Consider the following 24265-nt stretch of genomic DNA (forward strand, 5'->3'; position numbering starts at 1 on the left):
ATCAGGGTGCCACCGGTGGACGTCCCGCCAGTGAGCGGAGGACGGTCTCGGCCTTCACCGAAAGCTCCTCGGCCTGGGAGAGCAGGGCGTCCGCACGGGCGTCCAGCGCCCGCTGCGAGGCAGCGAGATCATGATCGCTGACGACATCCGGGGATGCGTCGGGCCGGCCGTCCGCCGGACCGTTCGCCTGGGGCGGCCGCGAGGTGGCCGGCCCAGGCGCGGAGGCGCCCGTGGAGGTGCGTTGCGGGCGGGGCGGACTGCCCGGCTGCGCTGCCTCGGCCCGACCTGCGTGGGCCGGCACCCGACCGGTCCGCGGCGGCGCGGCGGACGAACCCGGCGTCACCGGCTGGGCCCGGTGCGGGTGTGGGGCAGCGGGGGGAGTGGCTCCTCTGGACGTCCTGACCGGTCGCGGTGCTGTTCCGCGCGGGACGCGGGCCGACGGGCGACCCGCGCCCGACCGCCGGCCACGGCCTCCCTTGCCGTTGGCCGCACCCGGGCCTGTTCCGTGGGCACTGCCGTGGGGGTCGGCACTGCCCTGGGGCTCGGTTCTGCCGTGAGGCTCGACACTGCCGTTCCGATCGCCCGAAGTCATCCGGGTGGTTGCCTCGCTGTGCCCCGCGATGCCGGTGGATGCCGCGGCAGCTGTCCGGCTGCCGGGTGCGGGCGTGGTGTCCCGCGGGGACGGGACGGGTTCGACGGGAGGGGCCGCCAGGGCCGTCCGCAGCCGAACCCGGGCCGCGAGCCGCCTGAGCGAGGTCCCGAGCGTGCTGGGTTCCGCTGATCGAGCACTGCCGCCTGGCCCGATGCCGCCTGGCCCGATCCCGCCCGGCCCGATCCCGCCGGGTACGGATCCGTTCGGAACGGTCTCGCCCGCAGGCAGGTCTCCCGCCGGCGTGGTCCCCGGAACGCCCGCCTCGGCCGTGGTGCGGCGGCCGTCGGACTGCCCGCCCGCGCGCATCGTCTGGATGCGGGAATCGAGATGGTCCCGGTCGTCGACGAGCCGGGCGAGTTCGCAGTGGATGCGGTCCAGGTCGTTGTGCAGCCGCCGGCACTGGCGGCGCTGGGCCCGGTCGGTGCTGGCGCGGCGCCCGCGGATCAGGTCATCGCGCAGGAGCTCCAGATCGCGGTGGAGCAGGTCCTCGAGCCGTGAGAGCTGGCCCTGGGACGTCCGCGCGCGCAGCCGGGAGAGCTGCCCGGTGACCAGCGGCGAGGCGGCCAGGGCCCGGACGCCCAGGATCATGATGGCGAGGCCCGCGATCTCACCGGTGATGGCGAGCGGGTTGAGGCGGAGCATGCCACCGAGGAGGAAGACGCCGATCGCCACGCCACCGAGGGGCTCGAGGCTGACCGCGGCGGGCAGGGAAGCGGGTAGCGGGGCCATCTCGTAGGCGCTCTGCAGCAGCAGGCCGCTGCTCAGCGCGACCACGACGACCGCGTAGGTCTGCCAGGACGTCGGGACCGCCCCGATGCCGGACGTCTCCGCCAGCCGGCCGACGCTCCCGATGAGGGCACCCTGCAGGGCGGAGAGCAGGCCCGCGCCGCCGGCGAGCAGGGTGGCACGGCGCGCCGGGTCGAGCCGGCGGGTGCCGAGCACCGACCAGGCCGCCAGGCCACCGATCGAGCCACCGGTCAGGATCCAGCCGAGCGTGGTCGCCGCTTCGACCTCGCCCTGGTGGGGATCACCGGCGAGGAGGAAGGTGGCCAGGCCGATCGCGGTCGCCATCGCTGCCAGCCAGTCCCGCCGGGGGACCCGTCTTCGCGCCCAGAACGCGGCCAGCGGCAGCGCGAAGAGCAGCTGGCAGACCTGCAACGGCGCGACGAAGGCGACGGTCGACCGGGCGAGCGCGGCTGCGGACGCGAAGGTCCCGACCGCGGACAGGAGCACACCGAGGTCCCACATCGGACGCCGGACCAGCCACAGCAGCAGCCGCAGCCGCAGCACGTCCTCGGGCGGCGCGTGGAAGGCCACGCGCTGTTGGATCACTGCGGCGACGCCGAAGCACACCGCGGATCCCAGGCCCAGCAGGTAGGTCGTCAGCATCCCTGGTCTCGTTCCGCGCCGGGCGGCGCTACCTGTACATATCCTGCCCGATCACCCGGCGGAGCCGGCAGGGCCCTCCCGGTCAGCACCGGTGAGATCACACGGTCCCAGCCTGGATCCGGCCCGCTCCGCCGCCGGCCCGCTCCGTCTCCGGTCGGCGCGCCTTCGGGTTTACCGTCGGCGGGCGCGCGGTCGTGGGACGTCCCGCCGTCGGGCGTGCCGGCTGCCGTGTCGACGACGTCCGGGGTACGGGGCGCGGGGGAACCGGGCCGCGTCAGGCTCCGGGAGGCGCGGGGGCGTCGGGGCCGCCGTCCGGCGGCTGCTCGCCCCGCACCAGGAGCGGGTCCCGGGAGAGGCGTTCCGCCTGGGCCCGGACAGCCTCCTCGTCGCCGCGCCAGGCCGCCGCGGTGACCGCGTGGACGACCGCGGAGAGCAGGGTGAGCCGGTCGAACGCGGCCCGGTGCGGGGTGCGGCCGTCGGGACGCCTGTGCAGCGTGGCGTAGAGGCGCGGCAGGGCGAGGTACTCGTCGAGCACCCCCGGCAGATGATCGCGGACTGTTCGCTCGATGGTACGGCCCGCGCTGTCCGTGGGGCCGTGGGACCGGCCCGCGAGCCCGGGGTCGTCAACGAACTCGCGGACCGCGTCGGCGAGATCGCGCACCGCCGAGACCAGGTCCGGCTCCACGGGTGTGGACCGCCCGGCCAGCCTGGCGATCTGCGCGTCCAGGACGTCCCGCACCTGCGCCCATCCACCGCTGTCCCGCTCCGCCTCGTGCTGTACCTCTTCGTGCTGTACCTCTTCGTCCTGCTCGGAGCTGTGCTGCTCGAAACCGTCCCGCTCCGCGGGGGGTGCCTGCCCCGGGTGGGGGAGCTTTGCCTGGGGTGAGTTCGTGCGTGACGGCTCCGGCACGTCCGAGGGGCCGCGGAGGCCTGGCGGGCCGGGGACCGGGCGCGCGGGGCGGCGGGTCGGCATGGCGAGGGCGCCTGYAGCGTAGAGCGCGGCGGTCGCGAGGGGCCAGTACGGGGCGGGCACCACGCCGGTGGCACCGAGGGCGATCCCGCACAGGCCCGCGGCGCAGCCGACCGTGTTCCGGGCCGAACCCAGCCAGGAAACGATGCGCTTACTGATAGCCACGGATTTCACGGAACGCCTCCGAGAGGGAGGACGACCGCGCGTCGAACATCGCGCCTCCCGTCTCGTCCGCGATGGCGCGCATCTCGTCGACCTGGGCGTCGCCGAAGACCACGGAGAAGGTCCGTACCGCCCGCGCGGTGTCGGGGAGTGCCCGGTAGGCGGCGCGGAAGGCATCCGCCGTCTCGCCCTGGTTGTTCTCCCCGTCGGTCATCAGCACGATCGAGGTCAGGTGACTCGGGTCGTCCCCCACGGCGTCGGACGCGTAGCGGTAGGCCGCGTTCAGCGCGGTGTAGATCGCGGTGCCGGAACCCAGGGTGAGGCCGTCGGCGGCGGCGGTGATCGCGGCCAGGTCGCGGGAGCCGGGCGACGGATCGGTGACAGTGAACTCCTGGGTGCGGTGCACCACCCCGCTGAAGGTGATCAGGGTGACGCGCTCCCGTTCGCGGAACCGGGTGAACCGCCCGGCGAGGGAGTCGTCGGCACCGGCCAGGCCGGCGAGCGTGGAACGCAGCAGGGCGAGCCGTTCCCCCTCCATGGACGGGGAGACGTCCAGGACGAAGATCGCGTGGGCGGGGCGACGGAAACGACCCAGGTAGGCGGTCAGGAGCTGGTCCGCCACGGCGCGGGTGGCGGGGAAGGGCAGTTCGGCGGGCAGCGGCCCGGTCGGCCACGGCGCGGGATCGATCCGCACGCCGGGAGTGGCGGGGCGCCGGTGGGTCTCGGTCGCGAGGCGCCGCTGGATGTCCGGTGTGCGCAGCCAGCTGACGAGCGCGTCGTAGGCCGCCCGGTGGTCGGCCCGCAGGAGCTGCAGCGGGTAGTCGGCGGTGATGATCCCGTCCCGCGGGTAGATGATCGTCAGTGGCGTCGAGCGAAGCCTGTCGGCGTTGAGCGCGAGGATCTCCGACTCGTAGTTGATCACCGCGCCGACGGGGGTCGTCGACCGGACGAAGGCGTCTGTCAGCCAGGCGGAGCTGCCGGCGGTGAGGACCTGCCCGGAGAAGAAGGACGTCAGCGCGTCGGGCCGGATGTCGTCGACGGTGAGGGCGTCGGCGGTGCCGGCGAGGGCGGCGGCGATGCCGGTCAGCGCGGAGAAGCCCGAGTTGGAGGCGGCGGGGTTGGTCATCGCGTAGGTGAGCTCGCCCACCGCGACCTTCTCCGCGACGTCCGCCCAGGTCACGGACGAGTTGCCGACCCAGCCGAACCGCCGCGCCAGCTCGGGACGCACGCCGACGACCACTGGCGACATCATCGTCGTCGCCCGGGCGACGACGGTCTTCGCGTCGTCGAGGGCGAGGTGCAGGTAACGGTCGGACGCGAGCCACGCGGCGTCGGCGTCGGCCCGCCCGCCGGCGATCCGGTCGACGGCGTCCAGGGTCCCGGTGTACTCCAGGGTGACCTCGACGCCGCTCTCACGCTGGAAGTCGTCGAGGATCCCGCCGAGGTCACGCAGTTCCGACCCGGCCAGGATGTGCAGCGTGCCGCCGACGCGGCCGGGTCCGCCGGGCCCGTCCGGCCGGGTGGGGGATTCTTCCCCGCCGGTGCAGGCTCCGGCACCGGCGAGGACGGCGAGGACCGCCAGGCACGCGACCGCGCTCCGCCGCAGCCGGCCCGGGTTCAGGCGGTGGATCATCCGGTGCCTCCCCGGTAGCGTTCCTCGATACGGCCGATCATCCGCTCGGAGATCTCCTGGCTGGGCGGCTCGACGACGTCGATCAGCTCGGGCGGCCCGGAGCCGGTGTTCGCGGCGCTCTGCCCGCGCTCCTGGCCCGCGGCGGCCGGGTCGCTGGGCCGGAAGCCGTGCCGGACGGCGAGCCGCACCAGCCCCGGGTCGGTGGTCAGCAACTGGCCGACCGCGTCCCCGGCGTCGGTGAGCGGCACCACGGTGTGCCGGGCGTAGATCGTCGGTGTCGGGTAGAGAAGCAGCATCTCGTTGGTGATCGAGCCGTCGTTCGCGCGGACCCGTTCCAGGAACTGCGCCTCGTAGATCATGACGAGCGGCGCCTTGCTCATGCCGATGGAGAGGTACTCGTCGAACGGTTCCGCGGTGGTGCTGTTGAGATAGCCCTGGCGCAGGAACAGGTCGGCGGCGAGGGCGGCCATCTCGTCGGCCTTGGCCGGATCGGTGACCACCTGGTCGTCGTTCGCCACGTAGGAGACGAGCGCCAGGTACAACGCCGCCGAGTTCGAGGTGCGGACATCCGTCGACCCGATGAGCACCGAGCGGTCGGTGGCGTACGCGGTGTCGGCGCCCGGCAGCTGGGACCAGCGCCGGCCCTCCGCGACCAGGCCCAGGTAGGCGCGCATGTCGAAGAAGCGCACATCGCCCTCGGCGCGGACCACGCCGGCCCTGGTCAGCAGCTCGGCGATCGGGCCGAACGTGGCGATGGCCATCGGCGAGTAGAACGGCAGGTGCGAGCGGGTCAGGTTGTGATCGCGGCGGATGCGGTCGGCCTGCGGGGTGTTCGCGGGGAAGACGAGGTCGTAGCCGCTCAGGTCCGGCCGGGTGGCGATGTCGCGGCTGCCGGCGATGTCGACGGTCAGCCGGTAGCCGGCGTCCGCCAGCGCCCTGGTGACGTCGGGATCGGTCAGGAACGACCGCTTCTCCGACCCGACCAGGGCGCGGACGGTGACCAGCTCGTCGTCGCCCGCACCGAGGCGCGGGACGACCGCGAGCGCGGCGACTCCCGCGATCAGCAGGAGCGCCAGCGCGGGTCCGAGGACGCGGGTCAGGCGCACCACGCGATCATCAGGGCACGGAGCGGCCTGCCGGTGTCGCCGCCGCGACAGTACGGAGGGTGTTCACCTGAATGTCATACAGAACACCTGTCTGGCGGCCTTCGGTCATGTGCGTCGGGCCTCCGTTGTTGCGGTTGGCGCAGTCGCCGTCCGCTCGACCCCGGGCCGTCATGTCTGATCCGTTCCCACGTTCTCCGTGGTTGCTTCGCTTGGTGGCGCGCGCCGCCGGCGACGGACGCCGTCGCCGCGCTGGAGGATCTGTGGAGCCTCGCGGGCAGGATGTTCGCGGCAGCGAACTGGCCGGTGACCCCTCGGCCGACCCGTCGGCGCAGTCCCGGCGGGGGGTGGGCCGGCGCGGACTGATCGCCGGTCTCGCCGCCGCGCCGCTGGTCGTGGCCACGGCCTCGGCCGCCTCGGCCGCTCCGGCCGGGTCCGGCGCGGCGGGTGGGCGCCCCGGCGGTCCTGGCCGCGGGAACCGGACCCTGGTGATCGGCCACCGCGGCGCGTCGGGCTACCGCCCGGAGCACACCCTGGCCTCCTACGAGCTCGCCGCGCGGATGGGCGCCGACTTCGTCGAGCCGGACCTGGTGGTGACCAAGGACGGTCACCTCGTCTGCCGGCACGAGCCGGAGATCGGCGGCACGACGGACGTCGCCGACCGCGCCGAGTTCGCCACCCGCCGGGTGACGAAGCAGCTGGACGGCGTCGCCGTCACCGGCTGGTTCACCGAGGACTTCACCCTCGCCGAGCTGAAGAAGCTGCGGGCGAAGGAGCGGCTGCCCGCGGTCCGGCAGGAGAACACGCTGTACGACGGCCGGTACGAGATCCCGACCCTCATCGAGGTCCTCGAGCTGCGCCGGCGCCTGTCGGCGGAACTCGGCCGCGAGATCGGCGTCTACCCGGAGACCAAGCACCCGACCTACTTCCAGCAGGCCGGGCTGGCACTCGAGCAGCGGCTGCTGGACGTCCTGAACCGCAACGGGCTGAACACCCGCACCGCGCCGGTGTTCGTCCAGTCGTTCGAGACGAAGAACCTCGGCGACCTGCGCCGCCGCGGCCTGCGGACGAACGCGGTGCAGCTGCTGAGCTCGGCCGGGGCGCCCTACGACCTGACCGCCGCCGGCGACCCGCGCACCTACGCCGATCTGATCACCCCCGCCGGGCTGAAGGGCATCGCGGCCTACGCGAACGGCGTCGGCCCGGAGAAGGTCCAGGTCATCCCGGTCGGCGCGGACGGGAAGCTCGCCGCCCCGACGGCTCTGGTCCGTGACGCGCACGCCGCCGGGCTGCTGGTCCACCCGTACACGTTCCGCGCGGAGAACCAGTTCCTGCCACCGGACCTGCGCCGGGGGACCGTCACCAGCGACTACGGCCGCGCCATCGACGAGCAGGTCGCCTACCTGCGCGCCGGCATCGACGGGGTGTTCACCGACAACCCGGACATCGGCGTCGTCGCCCGTTCCGAGGTCGCCGGCCGCTGACCCGGCCCCCGAGGCCCCGGTTTCCGCGGGTCCGGCTCGCGCGAGCCGGACCCCGTGGCCTCGCGGGGCGGGCCGGATCTCAGGACGGGTAGAGCTCGGTCTGCTCCACCTCGGCGATCGTGGCCTGCGGTGGCGGCAGGAACCCCAGCTGGACGGTCCGCGGCTTCAGTAGCGCGCCGAGCAGCCAGTCGGCGGCCACGTAGGCCCGGTTGGTCGCCGACCTCAGCGCCATCAGGTGGTAGCTCCGGGTGACGGCCGCGGCGGGCAGGCCGGAGAGGTTCAGGCCCAGCGGGTTGGCGACCGCGTCAGCTCCGCCGAGGTCGACGACGAAGCCCAGGTCGCGGTGCTGGTACGGCCGCATCTCGCCGAAGCCGAGCGAGGCGGCGATGTTCCGTCCCGCGGCGGTGCCCTGCCTGACCGCGTTCTGCGCGGTCTGCCCGGCGGGGACGCCGCCGCGGGTCGTGTCCGGCACCGCGGCGGCGTCCCCGAGCGCGAACACACCGGGCAGGCCGGGCACCCGGAACCGGTCGTCGACGACGATGCGGCCCCGCACGGTCTCCGTCCCGAGGGCGCGGACCAGCGGGTTCGGGGTCACCCCCGCGCACCAGACCAGGGTGTGGGCCGGAACGACCTCGCCGGTGGTGAGCGTGACCGTGTCCGGACGGACCTCGCGGACCGAGGTGGACAGCTGGACCTCCACCCCCCGCTCCCGCAGCACCTTCGACGCGCCGTCGCCCAGATGTTCGTCCAGCTCGGGCAGGACCCGGTCGGCGAGGTCGACCAGCAGCCAGCGCACCTCCTCGACCCGCAGCCGCGGGAACTGCTCCAGCGCCTTGATGGTGAACCGGCGCATCTGCGCGGCCAGCTCCGTCCCGGTGTAGCCGGCGCCGACGACGACGAAGGTGCAGCGCGCCCGGCGCTCGGCCTCCTGCGCGCTGGCATCGGCGAAGGCGAGCTGGCGCAGGACGTGATCACGCAGGTAGACGGCCTCGGCCAGGTTCTTCATCCCGAGCCCGTGCTCGGCCAGGCCGGGGATGTCGAAGGTCCGGGTGTGTGCGCCGGGCGCGAGGACGAGTCGGTCCCAGCCCAGCGTGAACGGCGTGCCCGCCCGGCTGAGCACGGTGACCGTCCGGCCGCCGGTGTCGATCTCGGTGGCATGGCCCAGGTGGGACACCGTCCGCCGCAGGGTCCCGCGGACGGACACCGCCAGGTGCCGCGGCTCGATGTCCCCGGCGGCGACCTGGGGCAGCAGCGACGTGTAGAGCAGATGGTCGACGGGGRAGACCACGGCAAGTTCCGCCGCGCCCGCGGGCAGCCGAGCCTCCAGGTAGCGGAGCACGCCGAGGCCCGCGTAGCCGCTGCCCACCACGACCACCCGCGGCCGGCCCGAGCCGCGCCGGGCGGCGGTGGGCATGACCTCGGCCCGTGCCGTGGTCGCTGCCGCCGGCCCGGACCCGGTCTGGCGCCAGCGCTCGGCCTGGCGGATGAGGCGGGCGACGGTCGGCGAGTTCCTCATGGCAGCGCTCCTCATCGGCGAGCGGTGGCGTCCCCGGCAGCGTTTCCGGCGTTCGCGACGGCGTTCCCTGGAGGGTCGGTCCCAACCCGCGTTCCGGCCCGGACGGGCCGGGGATCCCGGGCGGCGAAATCATCGTTTGTGGTGACACCGACCCAGGATGGTGACGTCATGAGACTGAACCATCACTGAACCGGAGGTGGGCACGATAGAGGTCGGACGGGTGCTACCCACCGTCGGCCCTCAGGGTCAGATGGCTACGGGTGCCCGGCCAGCCGGAGATCACGTGAGGTAACTCGGATGGAGGAGTACGCGATGAGGGCGACATATGAAGCACCGGCTATCCAGGCCCAGGGCTCGTTCCGAGACTCGACCCGTGCCGGCGTGCTGATCGTCGGTGGTGGCGGCGGCTGGGGCCGCGGCTGGGGCTGGGGCGGCGGCTGGGGCGGCTGGGGCTGGGGTGGCTGGGGCTGGGGCGGCGGCGGTGGCTGGGACTGGTGAGCCCGGCGCTGTGACCGCACTCTCCCGAGGAGGCGAGTCAGGGGCATGAGCCCCGTGGCGGGCCCCGTTTCCCCGGCGGCCCGCCCACGGTCGTGCAGGTCGGTGATCATCATCCGAGCTGCACGGCCTTTGCCGTCTCTGTTCATCGCTGTGCGGCGGCATCTTCTTCGGCAGGACATCTTCTTCGGCAGCATCTTCTACGCAGGTCAGGGGGGCTCGTGAGGATCGTCTGCGTGGGTGGGGGGCCGGCCGGCCTCTACTTCGCCATCTCCGCCATGCGCCGGGACGCCGGCCACGAGATCACGGTGATCGACCGGGACTCTCCGGCCGCCACGTACGGCTGGGGCGTCGTCTACTGGGACAACCTGCTCGACGTCCTGTTCCGTAACGATGCGGACAGCGCCCGGGAGATCCGGGCGGCGTCCGCGCTCTGGCAGGAGCAGCGGATCAGCGTCGGCCCGGGCCGCGTCGCGCACTTCGCCGGCTATGGGTTCAGCGTGCAGCGGTCCGTCCTGCTGGAGATCCTCACCCGGCGGGCCGTCGAGCTCGGGGTGCACGTCGAATACCGGCGCGAGATCGCCGACCTGACCGACCTGGCCGACCTGGGCGCCCTCGGCGGGGTCGGGACGCCGTCGTGCCCGGACGYCGATCTCGTCGTCGCCGCCGACGGCGCGAACAGCCAGCTGYGCGCGATGTTCGACGGCCAGTTCGGCACCCGGACCGACTTCGGTGCGAACCAGTACATCTGGCTGGGGACGCCGCGGCGCTTCGACAACTTCACCTTCGCCTTCGAACRCACCCCTGCGGGCTGGCTGTGGTTCCACGCCTACCCGTCCGGTGCGGACATCAGCACCTGCATCATCGAATGCGCACCGGGTACCTGGGAGCGGCTCGGGTTCGCGACCGCGGACGGCGGCGAYGTACGCCGCCGCCTCGGCGAGATCTTCGCCGGCCCGCTCGGYGGACAGGGCCTGATCGACCACCCCGGCCGCCCCGCCCGGTGGCAGCGGTTCGCCCAGATCAGCAACCGCAGCTGGTACGCGGGCAACACGGTGCTCCTCGGCGACGCCGCCCACACCACCCACTTCACCCTCGGCTCGGGCACCGCGCTGGCGATGCTGGACGGAGTCATGCTCGCCCAGATGCTCTACGAGCACGGTGACGTCCCCGGGGCGCTCGCCCAGTTCGACCGGGACGGCCACGCCGCCCTCGCTCCGCTGCAGGCCCGCGCGCGGACGAGCATGGCCTGGTTCGAACGGGTCGACGCGCTGCTCGACCGGATGCCGGCGGGCGCGGACGGACCCGACCCGGTCGAGTTCGCGTACGCGATGGCGGTCCGCCAGAGCGACCAGCCCCCGTGGCGTTACCAGACCCACCGGGCGATGCAGCTGCCGGTGGTGCGCCGGGCCCAGCGCGCGCTCGACACCGGCATCCGGTGGTATCTGGCCCGCCGGCGCGGTGAGCCGGTGCTGCCCGCCCGGCCGCTGCCCGCCGGCGTGGGCCGGCCCGCTGCGCCGGCCGGGTCCGCTGCGCTGGCGGGGTCCGGGATGCCGGCCGAACCGGCCGAACCGGCCGAGCCTGCGGTGCCGCACGAGCCCGCGGGGCGGCCCGAGCACGTGGTTCCGGTCGGGCCGTCGGCGGGGACCGGGCCGGGCGCGACCGGCGACGTCAGACGGCAGCCTGCCAGAGCAGGGGGATCTGGCGCCCGCCCTGCGGGCTCGTGAAGCCGACCACCTGGCCTCGGCGGTTGATCGCGTTGGCGTAGCCCGCGGACAGCGGCGCCGGGCCGTCGAGCCTGCGGGCCTCGCCGTCGGACCACAGGTTCCTGGCATGCTGGATCGACAGGCGCGTGACGGGAGCTGTGGCTGATGGGCGACGGGTCCGGGCCGCGGCCCGGCGTGCGGGTGCTGTTCGTCGACGACGAGCCCCAGCTGCTGCGGGCGATGCGGATCACGCTGCGGGCCCGGGGCTACGAGGTGCGGACGGCGGTCGACGGCGGGCAGGCGCTGTCCGAGGCCGCCGGGCACCCGCCCGACCTCGTGGTGCTCGACCTCGGCCTGCCCGACATGGACGGCATCGACGTCATCCGCGGTCTGCGGGGGTGGACCCGGGTGCCGATCATCGTGCTGTCCGGCCGGACGTCCGGGTCGGAGAAGATCGCCGCTCTGGACGCCGGTGCCGACGACTATGTCACCAAGCCGTTCTCCGTCGAGGAGCTCCTCGCCCGCATGCGCGCGGTGAGCCGGCGGTCCCCGGCGGCCGAGACCGGGCCGGCGGTGGACGTCGGCGGCTACCGCGTCGACTTCGCCGCCCGGTCGGTGACCGCCCGCGGGGACGGCAGGCCGCCGGTGCATCTGACGCCGACCGAATGGCGACTGCTCGACGCGCTGGCCCGCGATCCGGGCAAGCTGGTCAGCAGCCGCGCCCTGGTCAGCGAGGTCTGGGGCCCGACCTACCCGGACGACACCTCGTCGTTGCGGCTCTACATCAACCGGCTGCGCCGCAAACTCGAACCGGACCCGACCCGGCCGTGCCACCTGACCACCGAGCCCGGCATGGGCTACCGCTTCCAGCCCTGACCTGCGGAGATCCGCCCGGCGGCTCGCCGCCCGCCCCTACCCGACTGGGCGCGCATTTCTGACGCCAGTGTCTACTTTCTGGTAGACACGAGAGGCAGAGCAAAGACGGACGCCGCGACGCACGGACAGGGCGACGACACGATGCGCTTCATCTTTCATTACCCGGAGACGTCAGGGACCAGCGGCGACTTCCTCGACCCCGGACCGCTCGGGGACGTCGCCCGGGCTGCCGAGAAGGCCGGGTTCGACGCGCTGTCCCTCACCGAGCACCCGGTTCCCGGCGCCCGCTGGCTGGAGAACGGCGGGCACCAGAGCCTCGACCCGTTCATCGGCCTGGGCTACGTGGCCGCTGTGACCGAGCGCCTGCGGCTGCTCACCCATCTGTCGGTCGCGCCCTACCGCAACCCGTTCCTGCTCGCCAAGGCGGCGGCGACGGTCGACAAGGTCTCCGGCGGCCGGTTCACGCTGGGTATCGGGACCGGCTACCAGAAGTCCGAGTTCTACGCGCTGGGGGTGGACTTCGAGGAGCGCAACGCCCTTTTCGACGAGATCCTCGACGTCCTGCCGCTGCACTGGAAGGGCGAGCCGTTCAGCTTCAAGGGCCTGCACTTCGACGCCCGCAACGTGATCGCGCAGCCCCGGCCCGTCCAGGACCCGATTCCGATCTGGATCGGCGGCAACTCGAAGCTGAGCCGCCGGCGGGTGGCCGCGCGCGGGCAGGGCTGGATGGCGATGTCCGGCGGCCCGCAGCTGTCGACCACCGCCCGGACGGTCTCGATCGGGTCCCTCGCGGACCTCGGCAGCATGATCCGCGAGATGCGGGACGCGGCCGCGGCGAACGGCCGCACCGACCTGATCGACGTGTCCTACTCCTACTCGGGCGTGACCTCCCCCGAGGCCGTCACCACCGACGTGGACCGCCACCGCGAGGCCCTCGCCGAGATCGAGAAGGCCGGTGTGACCTGGACGGTGATCTCGTCGCGCACCCGTTCCGCCGCCGAGACCATCGCCTTCGTCGAGGCCTTCGGCGCGACCTACCTGTCCTGACCGCGCCGCGCAGGCGCGACCGATGTGCATCTGACGTGGAGTGGAGGCGAGGTCCGGCGTGGGCTGGTTCGAGGATCGCGGTGGGTTGGCGGGCACTGTTGCCATCATCAGTGGCGGAGCGGGCGGGATCGGGGGAGCAGTCACCACGGACCTCGCCGCCAACGGCGTAAGGCTCGCGGTCATCGACATCGACGGGCCCGCCGTCGAGGCGCTGCGGGCCACGTTGAAGGAGCAGGGCGCCGACGCGATCGTGCACCACGGCGACGCGCGTGACCCCGAGGAGCTCGCGCGGCTGTTCACCGCGGTCGACGAGGCCTGGGGCCGGCTCGACACCCTGGTCAACGTGGTCGGCGGCACCTTCCGGGCGCCGTTCGTCGAGACCCGGCCGAAGGGCTGGGACGCGCTGATCCGGCAGAACCTGACGCACATCCTGCACACCTGCTCGCTGGCCGTGCCGCGGATGCAGGCCGGCGGGCGCGGCGGCAGCATCGTCAACCTGACGACGGTCGAGGCGCACCGCGCCGCGCCCGGCTTCGCGGTCTACGCGGCGGCGAAGGCCGCCGTCGAGCAGTTCGGCCGCACGCTGGCCGTGGAGGTCGCCCCGAGCGGTATCCGGGTCAACAACGTCGCCCCGGACTACACCCCGACCCCGAACATGCAGAAGATGTCCGGGGGCGGCGACAACGCCTACTCGACGCCCGTCGGTGTCCGGGTCGGGATCCCGATGGGCCGGCCCGGCGACGTCACGGACGTGTCCGGCTGCGTGGTCTTCCTCGCCTCCGCACTGTCCACCTACGTCACCGGGACGACGCTGCACCCCGACGGCGGCACCTATGCCTCGTCCGGCTGGCTGAACTGGCCCGGGGTCGGCTGGTCGAACCACGCCCCGGCGCACGTCCTCGCCGCGGTCGACCCCGCGACCGGCAGGCCGGTGGCTCTCGGCGACGAGTGACGGCGCCGGCCGGCAGCCCGGCAGCGCCCGCCGGGATCAGCCCAGGGTGATGGGGAGCTTCTCGTAGCCACGCACGGTGCTGGTGTGCAGCCGCACCGCGCGCTCGTGGTCGACGCCCCATTCGGGGAAGCGGCGCAGGGTCTCCTGCAGGGCGACCCGCGCCTCCAGCCGGGCGAGCGCGGCGCCGAGGCAGAAGTGCACGCCGTGGCCGAGTGAGACATGGCTGTCGAACTGGCGGTGGATGTCGAACCGGTCCGCGTCGGGGTACTTGCGCTCGTCGCGGCCGCCCGAGCCGGTGATCAGCAGGACCCGGGACTTCGCCGGCATCCGGGTGCCGTGCAGCTCCACGTCGGTGGTGAGCGTGCGGCCCTGGACGGGGGAGGGCGCCTCGTAGCGCAGCAGCTCCTCGACCGTGTTGCCGATCAGCGACGGGTCCGCGACGAGCTCGGCGCGCTGGTCGGGATGCTCGGCGAGCACGGAGCAGGCCCAGCCGAGCAGGCGGGCGACCGTCTCGGTGCCGGCGCTGATGAGCAGGTTGGCGAAGTCGGCGGCCTCCTGGTTGGAGAGGCGGCGGACCCCGTTGTCGGTGACGATCTCCGCCTGGACCAGGCTGGTCATCATGTCGTCGCGCGGCTGGGAGCGGCGCAGCTCGAGCTGCTCGGTCAGATAGGTGTGCATCTCGATCTGGGCGCCGAACGACACGTCGTTGACCATGCCGGCGCCCTCCTCGATGTGGAAGGTCAGATCGATGAGGCGGCGCATCTGCTCGCGGTCCGCCGGGTCGACGCCGATCAGCTCGGAGATCACCTTGGACGGCAGCTCGGCGGCGAAGTCCTGGACGAAGTCGAAACCGTCGCCGCCGATCTGCGGGTCGAGCATCTCCGCGCACAGGGCCCGGATGCTGTCCTCGAGGGCGGAGATCCGCCGTGGAGTGAACGCCCGGGAGACGAGGGTCCGCAGCTCGGTGTGCGTCGGCGGGTCGAGGAAGATCATGTGGCCGGTCTGCATCGGCTCCGGAGACATGATCTCCAGAACGGTGCCGTACGCCGAACTATAGGTCTGCGGATCGCGGTGGGCGGCCTCGATGTCGTCGTACCGCGACAACGCGTAGAAATTCAGTTCATCGTTTCGGTAGACCGGTGCTTTGTCGCGCAGCTCGCGCCAGACATCGTAGGGCGCGAGGTGAAGCACTTTGTCGTAGGGATTCCAGGTTAATTCCGTCATGGCGCACACTATGTCATAGGCGAGTGCCTGACGAATGGYCGCGCAGGCCGCGGCGGCGCGGTCGTGGGAAGGGCGGAACGCGCACCGCGGGCGCACGCCGCGGGCGCGCCTCGCCGCGCCGCGGGCGGGCGGAGCATGCCGGCCCCGGGATGCTCCGAGGCCGGCACGTGTGTGTAGTCGAGCGGGAGTCAGACGCCGTCGCGCTGGAGCAGCAGGACGCCGGAGGGGGTGCCGCCGCCGGAGGTGACGACCGCGGTCCGGGCGTCGGCGACCTGGCGTTCGCCGGCCTCGTGGCGTAGCTGGGTGACCGCCTCGTAGAAGAAGCCGTAGCCGTGGGTGCGGCCTTCGGACAGCTGGCCGCCGTGCGGGTTCAGTGGCAGCTCGCCGTCCAGCGCGATGCGCCGGCCCTTGTCCAGCCAGTCCTGCGCCTCACCGATCCCGCAGAAGCCGAGCCCCTCCAGCCAGGAGATCGCGTTGAAGGTGAAGCCGTCGTAGACCAGGGCCAGGTCGACGTCCGCGGGGCGCAGGTCGGTCCGGGTCCACAGGTGGGCGGCCTGGCCGAGGACCTGCGGCTCGTGGGTGATGATCCCCTGGTCCCAGGAGACCCGCTCCAGGATCTGCGTGCCGACGGCCTCCACCCGGATCGCCGGCTTCGGCAGGTCGCCGGCGACGGAGGCGTCGGAGACGACGACCGCGATCGAGGCGTCACACGGCACGTCGCAGTCGTACAGGCCGAACGGCGTGGTGACCAGCCGGGCCGACATGTAGTCGTCGAGGGTGAGCGGGTCGCGGTAGATCGCGTTCGGGTTGAGGGCGGCGCCCGCGCGGCCGTTCAGCGCGATCGCGGCGAGCATCTCCCGGTTGGCGCCGTACCGGTGGAAGTACTGGTTGGCGTTCATCGCGATCCAGTTCGCGGCGGACATCGCCCCGAACGGCGCGCGCCACAGCGAACTGGAGTTGGAGGACCGCCCGCCGGGCGAGCCCAGCCCGAGGGCCCGGTAGGTCGACTCCCACACGGTCCGGAAGCACAGCACGTGCCGGCACAGTCCGGAGGCGACCGCCAGCATCGCCGCGATCACCGAACCACCCGGTCCGGGCAGGTCACCGCCACCGTTCGTCCAGGTGGGGTGTAGCCGCAGGGCCTCCTCGACGGCGGTCACCCCGCCCTCGCTCATCCCCATCGCGGTCGGCCCGGGGTAGGTGGACAGGCCGTCGATGTCGTCGAGGGTGAGGCCGGCATCCGCGACGGCCTTCAGACAGGCGTCGACAGTGAGCTCCAGCGGATCGACCATCAGCCGCCGGCCGATCCGGGACCGGCCGATCCCGGACAGGACCGCGCGGTGCTCGAAGCGGTCCGCGCTCAGCGGCGCGCGCGGGGTGGGCAGGTCGGGCTCGCCGACCCGGTCCGTCGGGTCGGTGCCGCCGGTCGGCTCGAACAGGGCGAGCCAGACGTCCTCGTGCTGTTCGAAGCGGACGGCCACCTCCTGCCCGATGTGGACGTCCGTGGGCTCGCAGCCGGTGATGTTCGTGGTCAGCCGGACACTGGCGTCCTCCGCCAGGGCCACGTTCGCGATCACGTAGGGCGGCTTGAACGCGGGTGACCACTGCTGGGCATTGATCGTGAACCCGACGACGGTGGCCCGGCCGGAGACCTCGGTGGGCGCGTGCGAGCGGCTGCGGCACCGCGGGCAGATGGGCACCGGGGGATGCACGAGCTGGCCGCAGTCGTTGCAGCCCTGGACCCGCAGCTTCCCGTCAGCCCCGGACTTCCAGAACCACTCGGTCGCTGGGGTGATCTCGGGAAGTGGGCGCATGCCTGCTCTTCGTCCTCTCGTGTGGTCGGTCCCGCCCGTGTGGTCAGTCCCGCCCGTGTGGTCAGTCCCGCTCGTGTGGATCAGTCCCGCTCGTGTGGTCAGTCCGCCGAGACGGGAAAGGCCCTGGTGGTCGCGTAGACGGCGAGCCGGTCGTCGCCGGCGTCCCGGACCTCGACCCGGCCGAGACCGGATCGTACGGTCGCCGTCGCCACGGCGGGGCCGGTGCGCACCGGGCGCAGGTACCGCAGCGCCAGCAGCGACAGGGAGGTGCCCGGGGTGAGCGAGAGTGCCGCCTCCTCGGCGGCGAGGGCGATCAGCCCGCCGTTGAGGGTCCGCGCGGCGTTCAGCCCGTCGTCGGTCCGCGGCAGCACGGCGACGCCGGGCTCACGGATCTCGCACCGGGCGCGCCGGGCGAAGGGCTCGCGCAGCCGCTGGCGGGGGAGTGAGACGTCCGGCTCCCGGGACATCTCCGGGGTCAGCAGCACGGACGGATCCGGGGCGGCCATGAAGGACGCCACGCCGAGCGCGAGGCTCTCCCCGTCCGCCCCGGTGAAGTCGATCTCGATGACGGCGACCGACCGGCCGTTCTTCACCAGCCGGCCGGTGGCGTCGATCCGCTCGGTCTCCCGCAGCGGACGGTGGACGTGAATGTCGAGGTCGAGCGTGACCGGGACCCGCGGAGCGATGTAACCCATCATCGTGCGTCCCGCGACCACGTCCGCCCAGGTCGCGAGAATGGACGTCCGCACGCTGGACGTGCCGGGCGCGAACATTTCCGGAACGACGGCCGCCGTTCCGTGGAACTCGTCGCCGACCCGCGCGGCCTCGAATCCCAGTTCGAGAATGATATGCCCGTCGCGCCGCAGGCCGTCACTGCTTGTTGTCGTCATCCGTCCCTTTTCCGAGGTCCCTTTCCGGGCCCCCTGGCCGGGTCCCTCGGCCGGGCGTCATGCCAGGCCGAGGAGACCCCGGCCCGCTGGACTAGCTGCGGCCGGACAGGTAACGGACGATGGGGGTGGCCGCCGGGTAGGTCTCGGTGAGGCCGGAGGAGAAGTAGCCGGAGTCGGTGACGATCGTGATGCCGCTGATCGCCGAGGCGGCGGCGCTGACCAGGAACAGCAGCGGGTAGGCCTGCTCCAGCGAGGTCGCGGCCTCGATCCCCACCTCGGCCCGGTAGTCGGCGCCGAAGCCCAGCCAGGTCTCCTTGTTGTCCTGGGCCAGCGGGGTGTCGGTCGGGCCGGGGCAGATCGCGTTGATGCGGATGCCCTGCTTGAGCAACGGCAGCGCCTGGGTGGCGACATAGGCGCAGACGGCCTGCTTGCTGTTCATGTAGTCGGCCTTGCCGTTCTCGACGGCCCATTTCGAGGCCTCGTCGAAGTCGGTGATGGCCAGGAACTCCTTGAGCTGCGGGAGGTTGGCCTCCCAGCCGAGGCCCGCGGCGGAGGAGATGAAACCGATCGCGGAGCCGCTGGGCAGCTGGCCGGCGGCGAGCAGCCGGTCGATGAGGTAGCGGTGCCCGATGAAGTTGATCTTCTCGATGCCCGGGGTGCCGTCGGCGACGCCGGCGGCGGAGATCAGCGCGTGCACGGGCCCGTCGAGCTGCGCGAGCGCGGCGTCGATCGAGGCGGCCTCGGCGAGGTTGACGTGGATCGCCTGGACACCGTCGAGCTTGATGTCGGCGTAGTCGAGCACCACGACCTCGGCGCCGGCGCTGACGGCCAGCTCGGCGGCCGCGGCACCCATGCCCGTCGCGCCCCCGACGACCACGACCCGCTTGCCGTCGAAGCGGAAGGCGTCAAACAGCGTCATCTTCTGTCTCCTGATCGTGTCTGGTGTGAGTGCTACGCGACGACGCCACGGATCTTCAGATCCAGGACGGCTTCCTGGTCCAGGCCCAGCTCGGCGAGGATCTCGTCACCGTGCTCGTTGAACTGCGGCGCGCGGCGCGGCGGCGCCGGCTGCTCGTCGTACTGCACCGGCACGGTGCTGAGCTGGAAGGGGATCCCGTCCGCGGTCGTGCATTCCTGGACATAGCTGTTTGCGATCGACTGCGGGTCCGCCGCAGCCTCCAGGGTGTCCTGGACGACGGTCCACTGGCCGACGAAGGTCGCCAGCCGCTCGCGCCATTCGGCGAGCGGGCGCGCGGCGAAGACCTCGACCAGGATGGCGATCGCCTCCCCGCTGTTGGCCAGCAGCGAGGCGTGGTCGGCGAAGCGTGGGTCGGTGACGAGATCCGGGCGCTCGATCACCTCGCACATCGGTGCCCAGTACTTTCCGGCCTGCAGGCAGGTGAAGGAGAGCCAGCGGCCGTCCTTGGTCAGGTAGTTGCCGCTGAGGGGGTTCATCCGCTGCTGGTCCGCCGGCGGCGGCGTCCACGGCACGCCGAGCAGCAGCGACAGCGCCATGGCCTGGCCCATCGACCACACCGCCGAGGAGAGCAGCGAGACATCCACGGTGGTGGCCTCACCCGTGCGCTCCCGGTGGAACAGCGCGCCCATGATGCCACCGGCGATCGTCATCGCGCCGATCGAGTCCCCGAAGCCGGGCCCGGGCGGTACCGGCACGTGCCCGTACTCGGGCCGCATGATCCCGACCGCGACGCCGGAGCGGGCCCAGAACGCGAGCGAGTCGTAGGAGCCGCGGTCCGCCTCCGGCCCACGCTCGCCCTGGCCGGTACCCCGCACGTAGATGATCTTCGGGTTGTGGGCGCGGATGTCGTCGACGTCCACGTGCAGCTTGGTGCGCACGCTCGGCAGCTTGTTCGTCAGGAAGACGTCGGACGTCGCGGCGATCCGGTACAGGATGTCGCGCCCCGCCTCGGAGGTGAGGTCGAGGCCGAGGCTGCGCTTGCCCCGGTTGGAGTGCTCGAGCAGGACGTGGACGTCCTTCGGGACGACGGCGATGCCCGAGGAGGCCAGGGCGCGCATGGCGTCGCCGCGCTCGACGTGCTCGATCTTGATCACGTCGGCGCCGAGGTCGGCCAGGAGAGCCGAGGCTGCGGGGACGAACGTGTGCTCTGCGACCTCGAGAATCCGGACGCCCTGCATGACCGGTGTCATGACCATCCTCCTGCTCGCGCCCGCGGTCGAGAGTTCGGCCGGCCGACGAATATTTAACATTGACGTCGATACCAGGTTCGCAGGGGTCGGTCCAGGTTTGCGGGCCACGCCCAGCCCAGGGGAGGCTGGGCCACAGCCGCTGATCTGGCCATCTCGAACTGCAGCCACCAGCAGTGCGGGCGGAGGGCTCACCCGCGGTCAGGCCTGGCACGAGTGCGGTCAGGACCGGCTTGTTGCACCGTCGTCACGTCTGTGACGACACTCTCACGCCCGCGCCGCGGAGGCCAGGCACCGCTGACGCGAGACGCCGCGGTCAGCGAGGGGCCGCGGTCAGCGAGGTGCCATCCGCAGCGCGCCGTCGAGGCGGATCACCTCGCCGTTGATGTAGCCGTTCTCCAGCAGGTCGGTGGCGAGGCGGCCGAAGTCGGCCGGGGTGCCGAGGCGCTTCGGGTGTGGGACACCGGCGGCCAGGCCGTCGCGGATGTCGTCCCGCAGCCGCCCGAGCATCGGAGTCTCGAAGACACCCGGTGCGATGGTGTTCACCCGGATCGCCCAGCTGGCCAGGTCACGGGCGGCGACGATGGTCATGCCGCGCACGCCCGCCTTCGCGCTGGCGTAGGCCGTCTGACCGATCTGGCCCTCGAACGCGGCGACCGACGCCGTCAGCACGACCGCGCCGCGGTCGCCGTCGAGGAGCTCGGAGTTGCGCGCCATCCGCGCCGCGGCGAGCCGCACCACGTTGTAGGTGCCGACCAGGTTGATCCGGATGATGTCGGCGTAGCTGTCGATCGCGCCGGGACGGCCCTCGCGGTCGAGGATGCGCAGCCGGTCACCGCCGCGGCCGGCGCAGTGGACGACTCCGCGCAGCGGGCCGTCGGCCGCGGCCGCGTCGAGCGCCGCCTCGAACTGGTCGGTGTCGGTGATGTCCGCAGCGACGAAGCGCACGCCCAGCTCCGCGGCGACGTCCTTGCCCGGGGAGGAGGGCAGGTCGACGATGGTGACCGACGCGCCGCGCTCCAGCAGGACCCGCGTGGTGCCCAGGCCGAGGCCCGACGCTCCGCCCGTCACCAGTGTCGACTGTCCGTTGAGCTGCACGAATCCTCCAGCGTGATGATGCGCGGGCGGGCGGTCGCACACCCCGGTGCGCACACGCCGGTGGCCACGGCAACACGGTGGATTGTCTGCTGCGGCCGCCGAGCGCCGAGGCGTTCACGCCGCGCCGGTACCCGCCTGATCTGACCGGTTCTGGGCCCGCCACATGGCAGTGGCCGACCGCTCCGACAATATTGACGCCCAGGTCAGAACGAGCTTAGGCTGTGGCGCAAAGCACAGGGCGCCGCCCGGCGCGATGCATGGGGCGCCGATGCGTGAGGCGCCCGCGCACGGGGCAGCCAGCCCACAGCGCACCAGCGCACCAGGACGGCCGCACCGCGGACGTCGCGCCACCACAGCGACCGCAGGTCCGTGCTGCCCGCCAGCCAGCGCTCGGCCGATCCCGCGCGATGCCCGGATGTTCCGCTGGCGTCGGGCGCGGCGCCGTGCCCGACAGATCGATGAGTCGATTGGGGATGGCAGACGTGGGTCAGCTGCGGGTTGTTCAGTGGGCCACCGGCAACATCGGTACCTACGCGTTGCGGGCGGTGATCCAGCACCCCGGTCTCGCGTTAGCCGGTGTGCTGGTGCACGGGGAGGAGAAGGCGGGCCGCGACGCGGGCGACCTGTGCGGGGTCGACGCGACCGGCGTGACCGCCACCCGGGATGTCGAGGAGATCCTCGCGCTCGGCRCCGACTGCGTCCTCTACATGCCCCGGTACTTCGACGCCGACGAGGTGAGCCGGATCCTCGCCTCGGGTGCCAACATCGTCACGACCCGTGGAGAGTTCCACCGGCTGGCGAACATCGACCCGGATGTGCGGAAGAAGGTGGAGGCCGCCTGCGAGCAGGGCGGGACGTCCGTGCACAGCACCGGGAGCAGCCCGGGGTTCATCTCCGAGGCGATCCCGCTGGCGCTGTCGTCGATCCAGCGCCGGCTGGACCGGCTCGTCATCCAGGAGTTCGCGGACCTGTCCAAGCGGAACTCGCCCGGGCTGCTGTTCGACGTCATGGGTTTCGGTCAGCCGCCGGCGAGCGTCGACGAGGCCCGGCTGGCCCACGGCGTGATCAGTTTCGGGCCGTCGCTGGAGCTCGTCGCCGAGACGCTGGGGATGCCGCTGGACTCGGTGGAGGGCTCCGGCGAGGTCGGTGTGTCACCACGGCCGGTGCACATCGCCGCGGGGACGATCGAGCCGGGCACGGTCGCGGCCCAGCGGCTCACGGTCTCCGGCATGCGGGGCGGCCGCGAGGTCATGAGCTTCCGGGCCAACTGGTACTGCACCACCGACCTGGAACCGGCGTGGGACCTGCGTGACACCGGGTGGCATATCTCCGTCGAGGGTGACGCGCCGCTTGACATCGACCTGCGGTTCCCGACCCCGCTGGAGCGGATGGCCGAGGTCTCCCCGGCCTACACCGCCAACCGGGCGGTCAACGCGGTGCCGGTCGTCGTGGCCGCCGCGCCGGGCATCCGTACCTCGATCGAGCTGCCGCAGATCTTCGCGACCGGGCTGGGCTGAGACGCCCGGGCTGGGCTGAGACGCCCGCGACGCGGCCGCCCAAGGACCCGCCCGGTGGACCCGGGCGGGTCCTTGGGCGGACCCTGGCAGAGGTGCCAGGACGGTGCCTCCGCCCGGGTTGAGCAAGTTGTTCTCGCACTGCAGTTGGTTGATTCCCCTGTTCTGAGAATGTAACTTTCGGGCATCCTTTCCGGGTGCCGCCGGGGCCTGTCCCACGGGGCCGCCCAGCGCTGACCAGCGCCGGTCGGGGCCGGTCGGGGCCGGTACCGTGGCGCGCCGGCCGGCGGGTGCCCGGGAGTCGCAGTGGTGGTCTGGAGGAGTTCGTGCTGAGCATGGCGATCGGGGAGGATGGCACATGAAGCCACTTGAGGGGATCCGCGTTCTCGAGGTCGCGATGTACGGGTTCGTGCCCTCGGCGGGCGGCGTCCTCGCCGACTGGGGCGCCGAGGTCATCAAGGTCGAGCATGCCGTGACCGGTGACCCGCAGCGCGGCCTCAAGCAGACCGGCAACCTCAAGGTCGGCGACGGCCCGAACCCGAACATCTGGCACGCCAACCGCGGCAAGCGCAGCCTGGGCCTCGACATGGCCAGCGTGGAGGGCAAGGAGGTCCTCGACGAGCTGGTCCGGCGCGCCGACGTCTTCCTCACCAGCTTCCTGCCGCGCTCGCGTCAGAAGCTCGGCATCGACGTCGAGGACATCCGTGCCCTCAACCCGAAGATCATCTACGCCCGGGGCAGCGCGCTCGGCCCGCGCGGGCCGGAGTCCGACAAGGGCGGCTTCGACATGACGGCGTTCTGGGCGCGGGCGTCGTCCGCGGCCAGCATCACGCCGCGTAGCCACAAGGGCATGACGCCACCGCCCGGGCCGGCCTACGGCGACACGATCTCCGGCACGAACCTTGCCGGCGGTATCGCGGCGGCCCTGTTCAAGCGCGAGCGCACCGGCGAGCCGTCGGTCGTCGACGTCTCCCTGCTGGGTAGCGGCCTGTGGGCCATGGGCCAGACGATCGCGCTGTCGCTGCTGCTCGACGAGGCACTGCAGGCACCGGAGCCGGGCGGGCACGGGTCGCCGAGCAACCCGCTGTCCGGCCTCTACCGCACCTCGGACGACCGCTTCCTGTCACTGGTGATGTTGCAGCCGGGGCGGTACTGGGCGGACGTCTGCCGGCACATCGACCGGCCGGAGCTGATCGACGACCCGCGTTTCTCCTCGGCCGAGGAGATCGCGAAGCACACCGCGGAGGCCGTCGAGATCCTCCGCGAGGTCTTCGCGACCCGCACGCTGGCGGAGTGGACCGAGCGCCTCGGCACGCTGTCCGGCCCGTGGGCGCCGGTGCAGGACTCGTTGCAGGTCGGCAGCGACCCGCAGATCCGGGCGAACGAGTACCTGCTGTCCGCCGCCGGTGAGATGGAGGTGGTCTCCAGCCCGGTGCAGTTCGACGTCGGCGCGCCCCAGCTCGGCCCGGCGCCGGAGTTCGCGGCGCAGACCGAGGAGATCCTGATGGAGCTCGGTCTCGACTGGGAACGGATCATCGAGCTGAAGACCGCCGGCGCGGTCACCTGACCGCCGC

At 72.6% G+C, this 24265-nt stretch carries 19 protein-coding genes; 8 read left to right on the forward strand and 11 right to left on the reverse strand.

Annotated features, from left to right (window positions below; translation table 11 throughout):
- Position 1: 1 nt before the first annotated feature.
- The 4 genes from CC117_RS22010 to CC117_RS22025 form a co-directional block, all read right to left on the reverse strand.
- Complete coding sequence (locus CC117_RS22010; protein WP_071087149.1) at positions 2-2041, reverse strand: DMT family transporter; 2040 nt, start codon at positions 2039-2041, stop codon at positions 2-4.
- A 274-nt stretch (positions 2042-2315) separates the two neighbouring features.
- Entirely contained in the window at positions 2316-3185 is an 870-nt protein-coding gene (locus tag CC117_RS22015; protein ID WP_131803119.1) for a hypothetical protein, read from the reverse strand.
- Complete coding sequence (locus CC117_RS22020; protein WP_071087155.1) at positions 3163-4806, reverse strand: substrate-binding domain-containing protein; 1644 nt, start codon at positions 4804-4806, stop codon at positions 3163-3165. Before CC117_RS22020 ends, CC117_RS22015 begins: the two co-directional genes overlap by 23 nt.
- A complete protein-coding gene (locus CC117_RS22025; RefSeq protein ID WP_084132558.1) occupies positions 4803-5915 on the reverse strand; it encodes a hypothetical protein in 1113 nt (370 codons plus the stop codon). The genes CC117_RS22020 and CC117_RS22025 overlap by 4 nt, the downstream gene beginning before the upstream one ends.
- Positions 5916-6256: 341 nt before the next feature.
- Here CC117_RS22025 and CC117_RS22030 point away from each other — a divergent pair, with 341 nt between their 5' ends.
- Positions 6257-7393, forward strand: coding sequence for a glycerophosphodiester phosphodiesterase (locus tag CC117_RS22030; protein ID WP_071087238.1), 1137 nt, complete (start codon positions 6257-6259; stop codon positions 7391-7393).
- 79 nt (positions 7394-7472) lie between these two features.
- Here the strand turns inward: CC117_RS22030 and CC117_RS22035 are convergent, their stop codons facing one another.
- A complete protein-coding gene (locus tag CC117_RS22035) occupies positions 7473-8909 on the reverse strand; it encodes an NAD(P)/FAD-dependent oxidoreductase (RefSeq protein WP_071087159.1) in 1437 nt (478 codons plus the stop codon).
- A gap of 312 nt (positions 8910-9221) precedes the next feature.
- Between CC117_RS22035 and CC117_RS22040 the strand changes: the two genes are divergently transcribed.
- The 5 genes from CC117_RS22040 (at position 9222) to CC117_RS22060 (ending at position 13985) form a co-directional block, all read left to right on the forward strand.
- Positions 9222-9407, forward strand: coding sequence for a lasso RiPP family leader peptide-containing protein (locus CC117_RS22040; protein WP_071087239.1), 186 nt, complete (start codon positions 9222-9224; stop codon positions 9405-9407).
- Positions 9408-9640: 233 nt separating this feature from the next.
- Positions 9641-11131 (forward strand): FAD-binding monooxygenase, encoded by a 1491-nt coding sequence (locus CC117_RS22045; RefSeq protein ID WP_071087161.1) that lies wholly within the window; start codon positions 9641-9643, stop codon positions 11129-11131.
- Between the two features lie 144 nt (positions 11132-11275).
- Positions 11276-11986: a response regulator gene (locus CC117_RS22050; protein ID WP_071087163.1), complete on the forward strand. Its 711-nt coding sequence runs from the start codon at positions 11276-11278 to the stop codon at positions 11984-11986.
- 141 nt (positions 11987-12127) lie between these two features.
- Positions 12128-13033 (forward strand): LLM class F420-dependent oxidoreductase, encoded by a 906-nt coding sequence (locus CC117_RS22055; RefSeq protein ID WP_071087165.1) that lies wholly within the window; start codon positions 12128-12130, stop codon positions 13031-13033.
- A gap of 58 nt (positions 13034-13091) precedes the next feature.
- Positions 13092-13985 (forward strand): SDR family NAD(P)-dependent oxidoreductase, encoded by an 894-nt coding sequence (locus tag CC117_RS22060; protein WP_071087167.1) that lies wholly within the window; start codon positions 13092-13094, stop codon positions 13983-13985.
- Positions 13986-14021: 36 nt separating this feature from the next.
- Here CC117_RS22060 and CC117_RS22065 read toward each other — a convergent pair whose 3' ends face one another.
- The 6 genes from CC117_RS22065 to CC117_RS22090 all read right to left on the reverse strand — a co-directional run bounded on the left by CC117_RS22065 (position 14022) and on the right by CC117_RS22090 (position 21177).
- A complete protein-coding gene (locus CC117_RS22065; protein WP_071087169.1) occupies positions 14022-15209 on the reverse strand; it encodes a cytochrome P450 in 1188 nt (395 codons plus the stop codon).
- Between the two features lie 188 nt (positions 15210-15397).
- Positions 15398-17023: a thiolase C-terminal domain-containing protein gene (locus tag CC117_RS22070; RefSeq protein WP_071087171.1), complete on the reverse strand. Its 1626-nt coding sequence runs from the start codon at positions 17021-17023 to the stop codon at positions 15398-15400.
- 98 nt (positions 17024-17121) lie between these two features.
- Entirely contained in the window at positions 17122-17913 is a 792-nt protein-coding gene (locus CC117_RS22075) for a PaaI family thioesterase (RefSeq protein WP_018637477.1), read from the reverse strand.
- A 91-nt stretch (positions 17914-18004) separates the two neighbouring features.
- The gene (locus CC117_RS22080; RefSeq protein ID WP_071087173.1) at positions 18005-18832 is read right to left on the reverse strand and encodes an SDR family oxidoreductase; all 828 of its coding nucleotides are present in this window, start codon (positions 18830-18832) and stop codon (positions 18005-18007) included.
- A gap of 32 nt (positions 18833-18864) precedes the next feature.
- On the reverse strand, positions 18865-20082 hold the full coding sequence (locus CC117_RS22085) for a CaiB/BaiF CoA transferase family protein (RefSeq protein WP_071087241.1): 1218 nt from the start codon (positions 20080-20082) through the stop codon (positions 18865-18867).
- A 330-nt stretch (positions 20083-20412) separates the two neighbouring features.
- Positions 20413-21177 carry an SDR family NAD(P)-dependent oxidoreductase gene (locus CC117_RS22090; protein ID WP_071087175.1) on the reverse strand — a complete coding sequence of 255 codons (765 nt, stop codon included), beginning with the start codon at positions 21175-21177 and terminating at the stop codon, positions 20413-20415.
- A gap of 473 nt (positions 21178-21650) precedes the next feature.
- Here CC117_RS22090 and CC117_RS22095 point away from each other — a divergent pair, with 473 nt between their 5' ends.
- Complete coding sequence (locus CC117_RS22095) at positions 21651-22694, forward strand: NAD(P)H-dependent amine dehydrogenase family protein (protein WP_084132561.1); 1044 nt, start codon at positions 21651-21653, stop codon at positions 22692-22694.
- A 355-nt stretch (positions 22695-23049) separates the two neighbouring features.
- On the forward strand, positions 23050-24258 hold the full coding sequence (locus CC117_RS22100) for a CaiB/BaiF CoA transferase family protein (RefSeq protein WP_071087177.1): 1209 nt from the start codon (positions 23050-23052) through the stop codon (positions 24256-24258).
- The last annotated feature ends 7 nt before the right edge of the window (positions 24259-24265 follow it).

Origin of the sequence: Parafrankia colletiae (assembly GCF_001854655.1) — a bacterium.
Classification (GTDB): Bacteria; Actinomycetota; Actinomycetes; order Frankiales; family Frankiaceae; genus Parafrankia; species Parafrankia colletiae.